Origin of the sequence: Bacillus toyonensis BCT-7112 (assembly GCF_000496285.1) — a bacterium.
Classification (GTDB): Bacteria; Bacillota; Bacilli; order Bacillales; family Bacillaceae_G; genus Bacillus_A; species Bacillus_A toyonensis.
Genome location: NC_022781.1, coordinates 61,938 through 77,042, shown reverse-complemented (window position 1 = coordinate 77,042; position 15,105 = coordinate 61,938). Strand labels below are relative to the sequence as shown.

At 34.5% G+C, this 15,105-nt stretch carries 18 protein-coding genes; 13 read left to right on the top strand and 5 right to left on the bottom strand.

Annotation, left to right across the window (positions count from 1 at the left end; translation table 11 throughout):
* Positions 1–14: 14 nt before the first annotated feature.
* Positions 15–596 carry an ATP-dependent Clp endopeptidase proteolytic subunit ClpP gene (gene clpP, locus BTOYO_RS00355; protein WP_000991620.1) on the top strand — a complete coding sequence of 194 codons (582 nt, stop codon included), beginning with the start codon at positions 15–17 and terminating at the stop codon, positions 594–596.
* Between the two features lie 44 nt (positions 597–640).
* Here the strand turns inward: clpP and BTOYO_RS00350 are convergent, their stop codons facing one another.
* Positions 641–1,498 (bottom strand): glycine betaine ABC transporter substrate-binding protein, encoded by an 858-nt coding sequence (locus BTOYO_RS00350; protein ID WP_001227651.1) that lies wholly within the window; start codon positions 1,496–1,498, stop codon positions 641–643.
* A 171-nt stretch (positions 1,499–1,669) separates the two neighbouring features.
* On the opposite strand from BTOYO_RS00350, the gene BTOYO_RS00345 reads away from it, so the two are divergent.
* Together BTOYO_RS00345 and BTOYO_RS00340 are read left to right on the top strand one after the other, a co-directional pair.
* Positions 1,670–2,875, top strand: a complete 1,206-nt coding sequence (locus BTOYO_RS00345) for a quaternary amine ABC transporter ATP-binding protein (protein ID WP_000370617.1) — start codon at positions 1,670–1,672, stop codon at positions 2,873–2,875.
* A complete protein-coding gene (locus BTOYO_RS00340) occupies positions 2,868–3,704 on the top strand; it encodes an ABC transporter permease (protein ID WP_001084772.1) in 837 nt (278 codons plus the stop codon). The genes BTOYO_RS00345 and BTOYO_RS00340 overlap by 8 nt, the downstream gene beginning before the upstream one ends.
* A gap of 49 nt (positions 3,705–3,753) precedes the next feature.
* On the opposite strand, the gene BTOYO_RS27200 is transcribed toward BTOYO_RS00340, so the two are convergent.
* A complete protein-coding gene (locus tag BTOYO_RS27200) occupies positions 3,754–3,990 on the bottom strand; it encodes a hypothetical protein (protein WP_000283217.1) in 237 nt (78 codons plus the stop codon).
* A 211-nt stretch (positions 3,991–4,201) separates the two neighbouring features.
* On the opposite strand from BTOYO_RS27200, the gene BTOYO_RS00330 reads away from it, so the two are divergent.
* From BTOYO_RS00330 to BTOYO_RS00315, 4 genes are all read left to right on the top strand, one after another.
* Positions 4,202–4,378, top strand: coding sequence for a glycine zipper domain-containing protein (locus BTOYO_RS00330; RefSeq protein WP_001213777.1), 177 nt, complete (start codon positions 4,202–4,204; stop codon positions 4,376–4,378).
* Positions 4,379–4,494: 116 nt separating this feature from the next.
* A complete protein-coding gene (locus BTOYO_RS00325; protein ID WP_002093704.1) occupies positions 4,495–4,980 on the top strand; it encodes an HIT family protein in 486 nt (161 codons plus the stop codon).
* Positions 4,958–5,800: a PP2C family serine/threonine-protein phosphatase gene (locus BTOYO_RS00320; protein ID WP_002093707.1), complete on the top strand. Its 843-nt coding sequence runs from the start codon at positions 4,958–4,960 to the stop codon at positions 5,798–5,800. Before BTOYO_RS00325 ends, BTOYO_RS00320 begins: the two co-directional genes overlap by 23 nt.
* A 265-nt stretch (positions 5,801–6,065) precedes the next feature.
* Positions 6,066–6,449 carry a DUF4181 domain-containing protein gene (locus BTOYO_RS00315; RefSeq protein WP_000528453.1) on the top strand — a complete coding sequence of 128 codons (384 nt, stop codon included), beginning with the start codon at positions 6,066–6,068 and terminating at the stop codon, positions 6,447–6,449.
* Between the two features lie 76 nt (positions 6,450–6,525).
* Here the strand turns inward: BTOYO_RS00315 and BTOYO_RS00310 are convergent, their stop codons facing one another.
* The gene (locus BTOYO_RS00310; RefSeq protein WP_001034821.1) at positions 6,526–7,371 is read right to left on the bottom strand and encodes an oxidoreductase; all 846 of its coding nucleotides are present in this window, start codon (positions 7,369–7,371) and stop codon (positions 6,526–6,528) included.
* Between the two features lie 209 nt (positions 7,372–7,580).
* Between BTOYO_RS00310 and BTOYO_RS00305 the strand changes: the two genes are divergently transcribed.
* From BTOYO_RS00305 to lpdA, 5 genes are all read left to right on the top strand, one after another.
* Positions 7,581–8,060, top strand: coding sequence for a DinB family protein (locus BTOYO_RS00305; protein ID WP_000233796.1), 480 nt, complete (start codon positions 7,581–7,583; stop codon positions 8,058–8,060).
* Between the two features lie 168 nt (positions 8,061–8,228).
* Positions 8,229–9,227 (top strand): acetoin:2,6-dichlorophenolindophenol oxidoreductase subunit alpha, encoded by a 999-nt coding sequence (gene acoA, locus BTOYO_RS00300; RefSeq protein ID WP_000921287.1) that lies wholly within the window; start codon positions 8,229–8,231, stop codon positions 9,225–9,227.
* A gap of 17 nt (positions 9,228–9,244) precedes the next feature.
* On the top strand, positions 9,245–10,279 hold the full coding sequence (acoB, locus tag BTOYO_RS00295; protein ID WP_000198878.1) for an acetoin:2,6-dichlorophenolindophenol oxidoreductase subunit beta: 1,035 nt from the start codon (positions 9,245–9,247) through the stop codon (positions 10,277–10,279).
* Between the two features lie 27 nt (positions 10,280–10,306).
* Complete coding sequence (locus tag BTOYO_RS00290) at positions 10,307–11,509, top strand: dihydrolipoamide acetyltransferase family protein (RefSeq protein WP_000257789.1); 1,203 nt, start codon at positions 10,307–10,309, stop codon at positions 11,507–11,509.
* Between the two features lie 15 nt (positions 11,510–11,524).
* Entirely contained in the window at positions 11,525–12,904 is a 1,380-nt protein-coding gene (lpdA, locus tag BTOYO_RS00285; RefSeq protein WP_001038364.1) for a dihydrolipoyl dehydrogenase, read from the top strand.
* A gap of 61 nt (positions 12,905–12,965) precedes the next feature.
* Here the strand turns inward: lpdA and BTOYO_RS00280 are convergent, their stop codons facing one another.
* Positions 12,966–13,559, bottom strand: a complete 594-nt coding sequence (locus BTOYO_RS00280; RefSeq protein WP_000914452.1) for a hypothetical protein — start codon at positions 13,557–13,559, stop codon at positions 12,966–12,968.
* Between the two features lie 220 nt (positions 13,560–13,779).
* Here BTOYO_RS00280 and BTOYO_RS00275 point away from each other — a divergent pair, with 220 nt between their 5' ends.
* Positions 13,780–14,412 carry a DUF4085 family protein gene (locus BTOYO_RS00275; protein WP_000873423.1) on the top strand — a complete coding sequence of 211 codons (633 nt, stop codon included), beginning with the start codon at positions 13,780–13,782 and terminating at the stop codon, positions 14,410–14,412.
* 96 nt (positions 14,413–14,508) lie between these two features.
* Here BTOYO_RS00275 and BTOYO_RS00270 read toward each other — a convergent pair whose 3' ends face one another.
* Complete coding sequence (locus BTOYO_RS00270) at positions 14,509–15,006, bottom strand: hypothetical protein (RefSeq protein WP_000838463.1); 498 nt, start codon at positions 15,004–15,006, stop codon at positions 14,509–14,511.
* Between the last annotated feature and the right edge of the window lie 99 nt (positions 15,007–15,105).

The window sequence follows — 15,105 nt, the reverse complement described above, 5'->3', positions numbered from 1 at the left end:
TGGAGGGATTTAAAATGAATGCAATTCCATATGTAGTAGAGCAAACGAAATTAGGAGAACGTTCCTATGATATATATTCAAGGTTATTAAAAGACCGAATTATTATTATCGGTTCAGAAATTAACGATCAAGTAGCGAGTAGTGTTGTAGCTCAATTATTATTTCTAGAAGCGGAAGATGCAGAGAAAGATATATATTTATACATTAATAGCCCAGGCGGATCAACGACAGCAGGTTTTGCAATATTAGATACAATGAACTTAATTAAACCAGACGTGCAAACACTTTGTATGGGATTTGCAGCATCATTTGGTGCGTTGTTACTCTTATCAGGTGCAAAAGGAAAACGATTTGCATTGCCTAACAGTGAAATTATGATTCATCAACCGCTTGGTGGTGCGCAAGGGCAGGCAACTGAAATCGAAATAACAGCAAAAAGAATTTTAAAGCTAAAGCATGATATTAATAAAATGATTGCAGAAAAAACAGGGCAACCGATTGAAAGGGTAGCACATGATACAGAAAGAGATTATTTTATGACTGCAGAAGAAGCGAAGGAATATGGGATTGTAGATGATGTTGTTACGAAAAAATAAGATAAAACAGGCTAGAGAATATGCGAATTCTCTAGCCTGTTTTATTAATCTTTTATCCATTCATCAACTAACGATTGATTCTTTTCAATCCATTTTCGTGCTGCTTCTTCTGGATCTTTCGTTTTATTTAGCATGACCATTAATGTACCAAGCTGCTCATCGTTCATTTTCCATTTATCAAAGTATTTCACAATATCCGGATGATCTTTTTCGAAACCTTTACGAACGGAGTAATAAATGTCATCTTTTTCACCATATACTTTCTTAGGGTCTTTTAAATATTTTAAATCAAATTCTGAAAAACCCCAATGAGGATTCCAAAGCGTAACAGCGATTGGTTTCTTTTTCGTATATGCCTTTTTTAATTCACTCATCATCGCAGCTTCTGAAGATTGGACAAGTTTTAGTTTAATATCATATTCCTTCATCGCCTTATTTGTTAAATTCATTAGGCTGCTGCCAGGTTCGATTCCGACAATTTTGTTATCTAGTTCATCTTTATGTGCATTTAAATCCTCGATACTGTTTATGTTTTTCAAATAAGAAGGAACGACAAGGCCAAGCCCTGTACCTTCATACCATTTTGATTTTAAGACAATGTCATTTTTATATCGATCATTTAATGGTTTATCCGTAACAGGCAGCCATACTTCTAAATTTGCATCAACATCACCACGAGCGACACCAGTCCAAATTGCCGCTTTTTCTAAATACATGAGTTCAACTTTGTAGCCTTTTTGTTCTAATAACACTTTCCACATGTTTGCAGTTGCAATATTTTCTTTCCAACTTGTTACACCAAGTTTAATTTTCCCTTTCGAATTTGCATTTGTTGCATTACATGAGGTGAAAATCATAGTAATAAATAATGCAAGGCATATAAGCCATATTTTCTTTCTCATTGAAAACCTCCTAAGAAACGTTTGCCTTTTTAAATAAATGTATAAGTAAGCATTCTTATTATGAACGGAAACGAGAATTTTAAAGAAATCTTATGAATGTCATTTTTATGTAATATTTCTTTGTAAAATCGCAACACTATGTAAATAGATGGGTAGAAAAGGAGTAGTGACATGGATAATACAAAGGTGCGTGTTGAAAACGTAACAAAAGTATTTGGGAAACACCCGCAAAGAGCCCTTTCTTTATTAAAAGAAGGAAAAAGCAAATCCGAAATTTTAAAAGAGACCGGAATGAATGTTGGTGTGAAAAAGGCAACGTTTGAAGTATACACCGGAGAAATTTTCGTTATTATGGGTTTATCCGGTAGCGGGAAATCAACGCTAGTTCGAATGCTAAATCAATTAATCAAACCGACAGCGGGGCATATATACATAGATGGTGAAGACATCGCAACGATGGGAAAAGAAGAATTACGAAGAGTAAGAAGAACGAAAATGAGTATGGTGTTTCAGAAGTTTGCTCTATTTCCGCATCGTACTGTTTTACAAAATGTTGCATACGGATTAGAAATACAAGGAGTTCCAGTAGAGGAACGAGAGAAAAAAGCGTTAGAGTCACTTAAGTTAGTGGGACTCGATCATCATAAAGACAATTATCCAAGTCAACTTAGTGGTGGGATGCAACAGCGAGTTGGTATTGCGAGAGCGCTTACGAATGATCCGGATGTTTTACTTATGGATGAATCATTTAGTGCATTAGATCCGCTTATTCGAAAAGAAATGCAAGATGAATTGTTAGAGCTACAAGATAAAATGGAGAAAACAATAATATTTATTACTCATGATTTAGATGAAGCACTTCGAATTGGAGATCGTATTGCATTAATGAAAGATGGAGAAATTGTTCAAATTGGAACGCCTGAAGAAATTATGATGAGCCCTGCTAATGAATTTGTAGAGAAATTTGTTGCGGATGTGAATTTAGGAAAAGTAATTACGGCGGAGTCTATATTAAAACGACCGGAGACTTTATTAATTGACCGTGGACCTCGTGTGGCACTGCAAATTATGAGAAATGCGGGCGTTTCTACAGTATATGTTGTAAACAAAAAGTATGAGTTTTTAGGTATATTAACCGCAGATGATGCAAGTAAAGCAGTACAAAAACAGTGGCCGATTGCTGATTTATTACTTAACGATATTCCGCACGTTTATTTAGATACTTTACTTGAAGAGACGTATGCAAAAATGGCAGAGATGAAATATCCGTTACCCGTTATTGATGAGAAGAAAAGGTTAAGAGGAATTATTAAACGTGAAAGTGTCATTCAAGCTCTTGCAGGTAACATTGAGGAAGAGGTGAAAGACGATGAATAGTATACCGCGTATTCCATTAGGGGAATGGGTCGACTCGTTTGTTGCAAGTTTATATGAGAACTTTGAAGGCTTGTTCCGAGGATTCTCTTATATTATCGGTGGATTCGTTGATTTACTCACTAATTTTTTAACAATAATACCAGCTATATTGATGATTATTATACTATGTTTCCTCATTTGGTACACAACGAGAAAATTATCTTTAGTTATTTTTACACTCATCGGATTGTTATTTATTTTAAATATTAACTATTGGGCACAAACGATGCAAACATTAGCGCTCGTACTTACGTCTGTTATTATTTCGATTATTGTCGGAATTCCAATCGGTATTTTAGCATCTCAAAATGAGCGTTTCTCAAAGTTTTTAAAACCAACATTAGATTTTATGCAAACAATGCCCGCATTCGTATATCTCATACCAGCGATTACATTTTTCGGAGTAGGTGTAGTACCTGGCATAATTGCATCAGTAATCTTTGCGATGCCACCAACAATCAGATTTACAGACTTAGGAATTAGACAAGTTCCGGAAGATTTAATTGAAGCAGCGAATGCATTTGGATCCACAGCATCACAAAAACTATTTAAAGTACAATTACCACTCGCAACTGGGACGATCATGGCCGGAGTGAATCAAAGTATTATGCTTTCGTTATCGATGGTTGTAACAGCGTCACTTGTAGGAGCACCAGGACTAGGAGTAGATGTGTACCGTTCTGTAACACAAGTTAATATCGGAATGGGATTTGAAGCGGGACTAGCCATTGTTGTCATCGCGATTATATTAGACCGCATTACACAAGGATTTCACCAAAAAAGAAAATAACAAAAAAAACACACTTTATTATACAAAGTGTGTTTTTTGTTCGAAAAGATTACATACGAACAATAACAGAACCGCCAGCTGGTGCACAAACTTGATTTTTTTCTTGTTCCATTGATTTTATTAATTGATTATTTTCTTCGATTAATGAGATTAATTTCGCTAATTGGCTTTCAAGACTTGCGATGCGCTGCATCATATATTGTGAATCGTGATGCAGTGTATTTCTTACGGGATGGGGGGAGTAAGCATATTGTTGATTTATATTTGGATTCCAATGAGGATACATTTGAATCGTTCCTCCTTCAATGAATAACTGATCTTTCTTATAGTAAATGCCTATGTAGATGTAATGGTGACTTGAAAATTCTTTCATATAAAGAGGATTAAATAGGGGGAATGGAAAAGTAATAAAGTACATTTTTTGGAAATTTTCAAGTGGGATAGAAAATATATTAGGAAATAGCAACATTCATGTAAATATTATATTGGGAGAAATGATGAGAGGAGATGCTATTTTGGCTAATAATAAAAAAAGAAATAATGCAATGACAATTGGTGTCGCTATAGGCGTTGTAATCGGCGTAGTACCTGGCTTATTTACTGATAATGTAGTAATTGGAATTGCGATTGGGATTGTAATTGGAATGGGGATTGCGGTTTTGAAGAAGGAATGAGGTGCAAATTATTAAAATGAAATAATGTAAAAATTCCTAATTAAAAAGATTGAATTTTCGGAATAAAAAACCTGTTTTTTCCTTTTTTTATGATATTATATATAAAAAGGATGGTGATGGATATGTCAATATACAATCCAGCAGAACAAAACTGCTTCATTTGTGAAAAACATAAAGGAAACATTATAGTTCCAGGTGACGCTATTTATGAAGACGATCTTATATACGTTGGACATGTCCATTGGGATACAGAAGAAACATATCTCGGTTACGTAATGATTGATATAAAAAGACATGTACCTGGTCTTGCTGAATTAAATGAAGATGAGGCGAAAGCATTTGGACTTATAACAAGTAGAATAAGTAAAGCGCTAACAGAAAACGAAGGTGCAGAACATATTTACACGTTTGTTTCGGGTAATGGTGTACCGCATTTACATATGCATATTATTCCCCGTTATCCGGATACACCAAGAGAATTTTGGTCGCCTACTGAAGTAGCAAATTGGACTGGTGCACCATATGGAGGTTCTGAAGAAATTAAAAAACTATGTGAAAGAATACGAAAGTATATGGTAAATGAGTATGCATACAACAAATAATAACCAATATTCATGGGTTGGAAATACGGAAATGTGTTTAGGGGAAATCTCAGTTAAGCAATATGATGACATTGTACTTGGTAAATACGGTGGGAATATAAGTGCCGGAGCAAAAAAGAATGAAGACGGTGCGTTAGTTTGGTCAAATGATGATTGGGAATTTGCAGCTATTTTAGACGGGCATAATAGCGCAGAAAGTGTTGATTTAGTTATACATACAATCGAAAAAGAATATGAAAATATAAAAATAATGATGAATGAACGAATTGAAACAGTTTTTCAATCAGTTGCAAATCATATACTTACAATTTTTCAATCCTCCTCATTTAAAGAAAAGTGCAAAAGAGTTAAAGGTGAAACAGCTTTTTTACTATGTGTAAGAAAAGAAAACTATATATGGTGGCTATCTATTGGAGACTGTCTCGTTTATGTATTTCATGATGAATTACATAAATTAGGGCAATACGCACTAAATCAACGTCATTTTTACGAATGGATTGGCAATGTAAATACATTTGAATTACCTGTACCTTGCTATTCATCAGGAATTCGTGAATTACGTACTGGCAACAATCGAATTGTAATGGTGACAGATGGGGTATTAGAATGTGGGGAACGTCGTTATGAAACGCCATTAAATCTGTATAACGATATGAATGAAAATAAGATAGAGCTTAAAGAAAATGTTCACAATGTTTTAGAACACGTGCATCATCAATTGGGGAGAGATAGTGCAACAATTATTAGTTGGGATGTTGAAAATAAAAAGAATGCTACGTATCCGAGTGATCAGCCGGAGAAAATGAAAGTAAGAAAATAAAAGGAGGGGGGTCCGTCAATTATAAAAATGGCTCTATTAATTTTATAGGTACTATCCATATTCGCTTATGAAAGAATAGCAAGAAAAAAGTTAAACATCCTGAAACAAAAAGGATGAGAAATAGATTGTTGTTGTACAATACATAAAACATGTCTTGATAAAACTACTACTTAAGCATAAAGAAAATGAAAACATTATCGAAACATGGAAAAATTATATAGTCTACTTTATTAAAAATATAATTAATTTAATAGGAGGGAATGCAATGGGCAACTCTACTATTTGGATTATAGTTATTAGTATGATAATTGGAGGATATTTTTTAGAAAAGTTTTTAAGAAGAAAATTAAATATGCCAAAGGGCAATGTTTGGATATATAAGCATGTAAATAGTTTACATGTAAAATTAGAAATAGGTCTTTTTATCGTATATCTTATATTAAGTTTTATTTATCTGTTCAAAGCAGAAAATGCTAATATAGGAATTGTTGTACTTATTTATTTTGGAGCAATTTCCTTATTACGCGTATGGATGGAATGGAAGTATAACAGAGAGACAAAGGAATATATTCTTTCTATAATTGGATTCTTTGCATTTGTTTTTATGGTTTCAATGTTGTTTTATTTTGATCCTCTTTCTACATATTGATATCGTTTGGGTTTTTAATGATGAATATTTAATAAGAGTAGCTACCATTATTTATCTTGATAGTTACTCTTTTTATTTACATCTTCCTAAAACTCCTCAAAACAAGAAATTCCCACAATCTCCAAGGAAGAATCTTCTTCGCAAAAATCATAAATTTTACACCTTTTCCAATTGGATATCGTAATTTAGTACGCTTTGCTTCAGCAATTTCAACGATTTTATTAGCAACATCTATCGGATTACCAAATGTATCACTACCGCTATTAATATGTTTTTGTATTTTATCCATATATTCTTTGTAAGGAGATGTTGTACCAGATTGGTTTTCAGCTAGTTGTTTACCAACCTCCCATATGTTTGTGTTATAAGAACCTGGTTCAAGTAAAGCAACATCAATTCCGAAAGGTTTTACTTCTAAGCGAAGGGATTCACTCCAGCCTTCTAATGCATATTTTGAAGATACATAAGGAGATAAACCAGGGAATCCAACTTGGCCGCTAATGCTGCTTATATTAATGATTTTTCCACTTTTTTGTTCTCTCATATATGGTAAAACAAGCTGAGTGATTGATATAGCGCCAAAAAGATTCGTTTCAAATTGTTTACGATATTCCTCTACTAGAATTTCTTCTACAAATCCTCCATTTGCATATCCTGCATTGTTTATAAGGAGGTCTACTCTATTAATTTCTTTTAAAAACACTTGGAAGTTATGTATAGAGTTTTGATTTGTTACATCTAATTGTTGAATTTTTATGTTTTGTTGTAAGTTTAGTTTAGTAGCTTGAGATAGTAAGTTTACTTGTTTTTCAAGGTTTCGCATTGTAGCAATGACAATATAGTCTTTTTTTGCTAGTTCAAGTGTCGTTAATAGTCCGAATCCACTTGATGCTCCTGTAATAACCGCGATTTTTTTATTCATTGGTCGCTCGCTTTCTTTTTCTTTTATCATAACGAGTTATAGGAATAAAATCTATTAATGATACATGTTGTTTTAATAAGATTATATGATAAAGTGCTTTAGTTTCTTCATTTATATATGTATTGGAATGATTTAAAAAGGGAATTGTGTAGACTCAGCGTATATAGAGAAGTAAGTATTATATAAGCCAATGAAATGAGGGGAAAAAAATGGTCCATGTGAAAGACGTATTAGCAGATCAGTTGTTAGCAAATGCGAATGATCCTAGTTGGTATATGCCATTTTCAGATGCAGTGAAGGATTTATCAGAGAGAGAAGCTTTCTGGAAACCGAATGAAGAGAGTAATAGTATAGCAGAAATTGTACAACATTTACTGTATTGGAACTCAACGTGGCAAACTAGGTATAAAGAATCAAATGTTAATGCGGTACCCGCTATTGGTGACAATAACAAAAGCTTTATGCTATCAGATAATCAAACATTCGAAGAGTTAAGGGGAAAATTATTAGAGAAATTGTTACAATGGCAAAATCTCATTAATGAAGACAAGGTTGAAAGTGATGTAGTTGGATTTCCTGTATCCGCGAAGTGGTGGGAAGTGCTAGGTAATGTAACTACTCATAATGCGTATCATATTGGTCAAATTATTTACATCCGGAAACTACAAAAAAGTTTTGATAGTGAATAAGCGAATGATTCTCTAGTAAGGTGAACAAGAGTGGACAAAACGAGACAGCTGTCTCGCTTTGTCCACTTTTTTATTTTTAAAAAGAAGAGAAAGTCTATTAAATCAAGGTTAGAATTTGGCACGCTTCTTGCAATATAATAGATGAACAAGAAAATAGGAGGGCTGGACATGTTAAAAACAACTGAAAGTAAAGGGAATGAAATTACGAAAGAACAAGCTCGCTGGATGTATGAAAAAATGTTAGAGATTCGTAAATTTGAAGATAAGGTACATGAATTGTTCGCGCAAGGTGTTTTACCAGGTTTCGTTCATTTATATGCTGGAGAAGAAGCGGTAGCAGTTGGTGTATGTGCCCACTTAACGGATAGTGACAGTATTACAAGTACACATAGAGGTCACGGACATTGTATTGCAAAAGGTTGTGATTTAAATGGTATGATGGCTGAACTTTTCGGGAAAGCGACAGGATTATGTAAAGGTAAAGGCGGTTCCATGCATATTGCCGATTTAGATAAAGGAATGCTTGGTGCGAATGGCATTGTAGGCGGGGGTTTCCCACTTGCTTGCGGTTCAGCATTAACAGCTAAATATAAAGGAACGAAAGATGTAAGTGTTTGCTTCTTCGGTGACGGAGCAAATAATGAAGGAACATTCCATGAAGGGGTTAATTTAGCGGCGATTTGGAAGTTACCAGTTATTTTTATCGCTGAAAATAATGGTTACGGTGAAGCAACTACATTTGAATATGCTTCAAGTTGTGATTCTATTGCTGATCGTGCAAAAGCATATAACATTCCGGGAGTTCAAGTAGATGGAAAAGATTTACTAGCGGTATATAAAGCAGCGGAAGAGGCTGTTGAACGTGCACGTAATGGCGGTGGCCCAACTTTAATTGAATGTATGACATATCGTAATTACGGCCATTTCGAAGGGGAAGCACAAACGTATAAAACCTCAGAAGAAAAAGAAGAACATTTAAATGAAAAAGATGCGATTGTGAATTTCCGTAAGCATTTAATTCATGAAGGTTTATTAACGGAATCTGAACTTGTTGATATGGAAAAAGCAGTAGACGAAGCAGTGCAACGATCAATTGATTTTAGTGAAAATAGTCCATATCCAGAGGATGAAGAATTATTAAAAGATGTATACGTTTCTTACAAATAAGAGGAGGGGGAAAAATAATGACTAGAACAGTAAGTATGTCAACTGCTATCAATGAAGCGATGAAAATATCAATGCACCGTGATGAAAATGTAATTTTAATAGGTGAAGACGTTGCGGGTGGTGCACAAGTTGATCATTTGCAAGATGATGAAGCGTGGGGCGGTGTTCTTGGCGTTACGAAAGGGCTTGTACAAGAATTTGGCCGAAATCGTATTTTAGATACACCAATTTCTGAAGCTGGTTATATGGGAGCTGCGATGGCAGCGGCGGCAACGGGATTACGTCCGATCGCTGAATTAATGTTTAATGATTTTATCGGTAGTTGTCTTGATCAAGTTTTAAACCAAGGTGCAAAATTCCGTTACATGTTTGGTGGAAAAGCAAAAGTACCAGTTACAATTCGAACGATGCATGGTGCTGGATTTAGCGCAGCAGCTCAGCATTCTCAAAGTTTATACGCGTTATTTACGAGCATTCCAGGTATTAAAGTTATCGTTCCGTCCACCCCGTATGATGCAAAAGGCTTATTATTAGCGGCAATTGAAGATGATGATCCAGTAATCTTCTTTGAAGATAAAACACTTTACAATATGAAAGGTGAAGTGCCAGAAGGATATTATACAATTCCTTTAGGAAAAGCAGATATTAAACGGGAAGGCTCTCATATAACGATTGTCGCAATTGGGAAGCAAGTTCATACTGCGCTTGCGGCTGCGGAGCAATTATCGAAAAAAGGACTTGAGGTAGAAGTTATTGATCCACGCTCTTTATCACCGCTTGACGAAGATACAATTTTAGCATCTGTTGAAAAAACAAATCGTCTTATCGTTATTGATGAAGCAAACCCAAGATGTAGTATCGCAACAGACATTGCAGCAATTGTAGCGGATAAAGGGTTCGATTTATTAGATGCACCTATTAAACGAATTACAGCACCACATACACCAGTTCCGTTCTCACCACCACTTGAAAAACTATATTTACCAACGCCAGAGAAAGTAATTGAAACTGTATCAGAAATGATTGGGGACCGTTCTTTATTGAATGTGTAATGAAACGATGAGAAGGGAGAGAGAAATATGGCTGTAGAAGTTGTAATGCCGAAATTAGGAATGGCGATGAAAGAAGGTATTATTACGAGTTGGAATATTAAAGCTGGTGATAATGTAGCAAAAGGTGAATTAATTGCTAGTATTAATTCTGAAAAAATCGAAACAGAAATAGAAGCACCCGCTGATGGAACGGTACTGGATATAACTGTAAGTGAAGATGAAGGAGTTCCACCTGGTACTGTAATATGTTACATCGGAAAACCAAATGAACAGGTATCGGTAAATGAAACCGTAAATGCTACAGAAGAATCAATACCGAAAGTAGAACCTCAAAATGTACAACATCCTGAACCGTACGCGGAAGAAAGATCAAAGAAACAAAGAATAAAAATATCTCCTGTAGCAAAGAAAATGGCAACAGTTGAAAATATTGGAATTTCCACATTAATAGGAACAGGTCCTGGTGGGAGAATTACAAAGGTAGATGTATTAAAAGTACTTGAAGAAAAAGTTGCTACCCCAGAAACGTTTGTAAAAGAAGAAAGTAAAGTAATTCCTGTTACCGGTATGCGGAAAGAGATCGCAAATCGGATGCAAGCAAGCCTCCAAAATACCGCACAATTGACATTAACGATGAAAGTAGATGTTACGGATTTAGTTGCTTTACATAAAGAAATAGCGGAAGTTGTACAAAAACGGTACGATAACAAACTAACCATTACTGATTTGGTTTCTCGTGCTGTTGTATTAGCGCTTCAGGAGCATAAGGAAATGAACAGTGCTTATATAGATGATGCAATCCATCAATTTGAACATGTTCATTTAGGTATGGCAGTAGCGTTAGAAAACGGCTTAGTCGTTCCGGCTATTCGCTTTGCAAATAATCTATCTTTAGTAGAGTTATCTAAAGAGATTAAAAATGTGGCACAAAAGGCACGAGCAGGTAGTTTAAATAGTGATAATATGCAAGGAACGACATTTACAATTAGTAATTTAGGAAGCTTTGGTATCGAATATTTTACGCCAGTATTAAATACACCTGAAACTGGTATTTTAGGTGTAGGTGCAATTGAACATGTTCCAGTATATAAAGGAAAGAAAATAAAAAAAGGTAGTATGTTACCTTTAAGTTTAACATTTGATCATCGTGTACTAGACGGTGTACCAGCAGCTGCATTTTTACGCACAATTAAACAATACTTAGAAGAACCGGTAACAATTCTTTTATAAAGAGAAGGTGGGAGAATGAATAAATTAGTAGTTATTGGAGGCGGACCCGCTGGATATGTGGCGGCAATTACCGCAGCTCAAACTGGGAAAGATGTTACTCTTATTGATGAAGCTGATCTTGGTGGAACTTGTTTAAATGTCGGGTGCATGCCTACGAAATCTTTGTTAGAAAGTGCTGAAGTATACAATATTGTTAATCATGCGCAACGTTTTGGTGTATTAGTAGATAAGCAAAGTATATCAATTGATTGGAATCAAATACAGACCAAAAAATCACAAATTGTTGTGCAGCTCGTACAAGGAATACAATATTTAATGAAGAAAAATAAAATTAAAGTTATAAAGGGGAAAGGGAAATTTGAAACGGATCATCGTCTGCGAGTTATGCAGGGGAATAAGGAAGCGATAGTGGTTGGAGAACAATTCATTATTGCGGCAGGTTCAGAACCTACTGAATTACCTTTTGCTCCATTCGACAGGAAATGGATTTTAAATAGTAGTCATGCGATGTCTCTTGAAAACATACCAGCTTCATTACTTATTGTTGGCGGTGGCGTAATAGGTTGCGAATTTGCCAGTATATATAGTCGTCTTGGAACGAAAGTAATGATTGTTGAAATGGCACCGCAATTACTACCTGGTGAGGATGAAGATATCGCAAGCATTTTAAGAGAGAAACTAGAAAAAGATGGTGTAGAAATTTTCACAGGAGCAGCTTTAAAAGGATTAAACAATTATAAGAAACAGGCTTCGTTTGAATACGAAGGAAGTATGCACGAAGTAACTCCAGAATTTGTTCTCGTTTCTGTTGGTAGAAAACCTCGTGTGCAAGATTTAGGATTAGAAAAAGCAGGAGTTCAATTTTCAAATAAAGGGATTACTGTAAATGAGCATATGCAAACGAACGTATCACATATTTACGCAGCCGGTGATATTATTGGAGGAATACAGCTTGCTCACGTAGCCTTTCATGAAGGAACGACAGCGGCATTACATGCGAGCGGAGAAGATGTGAAAGTAAACTATCGTGCTGTGCCTCGTTGTATATACACAGCTCCAGAAATAGCTAGCGTCGGTTTAAGTGAAAAAGGTGCAAGAGAACAATATGGTGATATTATTATCGGAGAATTTCCTTTTACAGCGAATGGAAAAGCTCTTATTTTAGGAGAACAAATGGGGAAAGTAAAAGTCATTGTGGAACCTAAATATCAAGAAATTGTAGGGATTTCTATTATCGGTCCTCGTGCAACTGAACTAATTGGTCAAGGCACCGTAATGATTCATACAGAAGTTACCGCTGATATTATGAGAGGTTATATTGCAGCACATCCAACTTTATCTGAGGCAATTCATGAAGCTTTATTGCAGGCGATAGGACATGCTGTACATGCTTAAATGAAAATATAATAAACCACTATTCTCTAAATGAATGAGAGAATAGTGGTTTGAATTTTTACTATTTAATTTCAATAGCTGAAGTTATATCGTTCCAATCAGGAGCTAAATTAGCAGTTTTACCATACCAATCAGCGTGTTTAAATAAAACACCTTTTCCATATCCTTGTGTAGAAGTATGCTCCCAAAGTGTCGTTGAATAACTTGCAGAAGGTGACGCTGTACTTACAGAAGAAATTCTGTCGTTCCAGCTAGATGGTAAGTTTTTAAAGCCGCTACTCCAGTAAATATATTGGCCACCTTTATCTTTATGTTCATAAAAATCAGTACTACCAGCACCACTACCTAAAGGATTAATTTTATTTTTAAGTACTTTTTTATCCTTTTCAATATAAGCATCCAATGTTTCTCTACTAGTAAAACCATAAGCTAGCCAATCTCCATTTTCATTTTGCTCTGGTAATACCATAGTAATTTGGATGTCTTTCTTATCCTGATCACTTAATTTTGCAAATGAAGTAACATTCTGTTCATCCACTTTTAAATAATCAAATGACTTAATTGTGTTACCTTTTTCTTCAGCACTTGCTACGCCTAGTCCGCCAGTTAATGCAAAACCCGCTACTAATGTTCCTGCTACTAATTTCTTCAACATATAACCATCCCTTTTTGTTTAGATTTTTGTACAGGTGAATCTTGTACAACTAAAATGTATTCTAATTTATTATTTTTGTAAATATTCTGAAGTTTTAGAAAAAATAGGCGGAATATTTACATTTTTACATTTTTTTTTTAGAAAAAATGATTATTGGAATGATATAATAAGCGGATACATTGCTTTTCTTGGATGATAAAATGTTTTAGGAGAGATGTAATTGAAATATTTCACAAAAGATTGGTATAAAGAAATGCAAATTTCAGGATTTGTGCATTTCATAGAGTCAATAGAAGAATGGAAAGACATAGATCCCGATTATATACAAAGTTTGAAAGACGAAGTAGAAGAAAGGAAAGAAGATTTATTACACTATCTTCCTGAAACACTACATCCATACATTCATAACAACATGTTTGATTCAGTATATCTACCTAATGAATTAAAGAAACTTTTGTTAGAGTGGACAGCAGATTATGAGGCAAGAATGGCACAATTAGATCAATCATACTTAAAACATTTTAATTCCATTAAGAAAAAACTTCCGTCTCATGTTGCTCAGCTACATGAGATGTCACTACATGATAGTGTGATTAAAGTAGTAAAGAGAAAATCAGAAGATACTTTGTCTATCGTATTAGATTGCAGTGGTACTTTTAGTGAATTTGATAAACTTGAAGTAACTTTTATAGGAGTAACCAAGTGTTCTATGCCAGAAAACTTTGAAAGTGCTTGGTGGCTATATCATGAAATAGCTCTTACTGAAGATGGTTTTGAACTAGGTGTTTTATTTGACTGTCCATTTAGAGAAGTGACGATTTGGGCAGCAGATGTATTCCTTGAGAAAAAATGATTAAGTTACATGTATATTAACTAATAATAAAGAGAGTTCCTTTAGATGGTATTTACAAGTTCAACAATAAAAAAACAGTCAATAAAGACTGTTTTTTTATTTTGATGCTAGATTCCCAAGCTTCCAATATGTATTTGTTAATGGAGCAACTTTACTATCAATATACAAATACATGTTATTTAAGTCTTTAGGAGAAGTTTTCATTTCAAATACAACGTCAGTAGTTAAAGAAAATTTGTGTGGAACATTTTTATAGTGCTCGTCATCTATCGGATGAGCTTCACCTTCATATTTCTGACCAGTTTTTTCATCTTGTATGAAATATTTTATTTTCGAAAGATCAATAGTTTGTCCATCGTCTCGAACATTATTAATCATAACACGAGTAGTAAGGCGCCACTCTTTGTCTATTTTTTCAAATTTTGCATTTTCAACTGTTGCTCTATAGTATTCGTTTTTAACTATTTCTCCATAGTGCATTGCATTCTTTTCGAGAGCGCTCTTTTCTTGTTTTGGTGTAGTATTGCTATTACATCCTGTTAATATTCCTGTAAATAATAATGCTGTACATGTCGTTTTGATTAATGATTTCATAGTAATTCCTTTCTGTATTAAAAAGTAAAACATAGGAATAATTTTACATGAATAAGGAAATAAATAGAAGTCTTTTAGTAGAATATACAAATGTGCATT

Excerpts from the sequence above, each read along its gene's own strand:
- lpdA (WP_001038364.1), top strand. The coding sequence starts at position 11,525 with ATGAATAAATTAGTAGTTATTGGAGGCGGACCCGCTGGATATGTGGCG.
- BTOYO_RS00280 (WP_000914452.1), bottom strand. The coding sequence starts at position 13,559 with ATGTTGAAGAAATTAGTAGCAGGAACATTAGTAGCGGGTTTTGCATTA.
- BTOYO_RS00320 (WP_002093707.1), top strand. The coding sequence starts at position 4,958 with ATGAGTATGCATACAACAAATAATAACCAATATTCATGGGTTGGAAAT.
- acoB (WP_000198878.1), top strand. The coding sequence starts at position 9,245 with ATGACTAGAACAGTAAGTATGTCAACTGCTATCAATGAAGCGATGAAA.
- BTOYO_RS00350 (WP_001227651.1), bottom strand. The coding sequence starts at position 1,498 with ATGAGAAAGAAAATATGGCTTATATGCCTTGCATTATTTATTACTATG.
- acoA (WP_000921287.1), top strand. The coding sequence starts at position 8,229 with ATGTTAAAAACAACTGAAAGTAAAGGGAATGAAATTACGAAAGAACAA.
- BTOYO_RS00305 (WP_000233796.1), top strand. The coding sequence starts at position 7,581 with ATGGTCCATGTGAAAGACGTATTAGCAGATCAGTTGTTAGCAAATGCG.
- BTOYO_RS00330 (WP_001213777.1), top strand. The coding sequence starts at position 4,202 with ATGAGAGGAGATGCTATTTTGGCTAATAATAAAAAAAGAAATAATGCA.
- BTOYO_RS00325 (WP_002093704.1), top strand. The coding sequence starts at position 4,495 with ATGGATATGTCAATATACAATCCAGCAGAACAAAACTGCTTCATTTGT.
- BTOYO_RS00310 (WP_001034821.1), bottom strand. The coding sequence starts at position 7,371 with ATGAATAAAAAAATCGCGGTTATTACAGGAGCATCAAGTGGATTCGGA.
- BTOYO_RS00290 (WP_000257789.1), top strand. The coding sequence starts at position 10,307 with ATGGCTGTAGAAGTTGTAATGCCGAAATTAGGAATGGCGATGAAAGAA.
- BTOYO_RS00340 (WP_001084772.1), top strand. The coding sequence starts at position 2,868 with ATGAATAGTATACCGCGTATTCCATTAGGGGAATGGGTCGACTCGTTT.
- BTOYO_RS27200 (WP_000283217.1), bottom strand. The coding sequence starts at position 3,990 with ATGTATCCTCATTGGAATCCAAATATAAATCAACAATATGCTTACTCC.
- clpP (WP_000991620.1), top strand. The coding sequence starts at position 15 with ATGAATGCAATTCCATATGTAGTAGAGCAAACGAAATTAGGAGAACGT.
- BTOYO_RS00345 (WP_000370617.1), top strand. The coding sequence starts at position 1,670 with ATGGATAATACAAAGGTGCGTGTTGAAAACGTAACAAAAGTATTTGGG.
- BTOYO_RS00315 (WP_000528453.1), top strand. The coding sequence starts at position 6,066 with ATGGGCAACTCTACTATTTGGATTATAGTTATTAGTATGATAATTGGA.
- BTOYO_RS00270 (WP_000838463.1), bottom strand. The coding sequence starts at position 15,006 with ATGAAATCATTAATCAAAACGACATGTACAGCATTATTATTTACAGGA.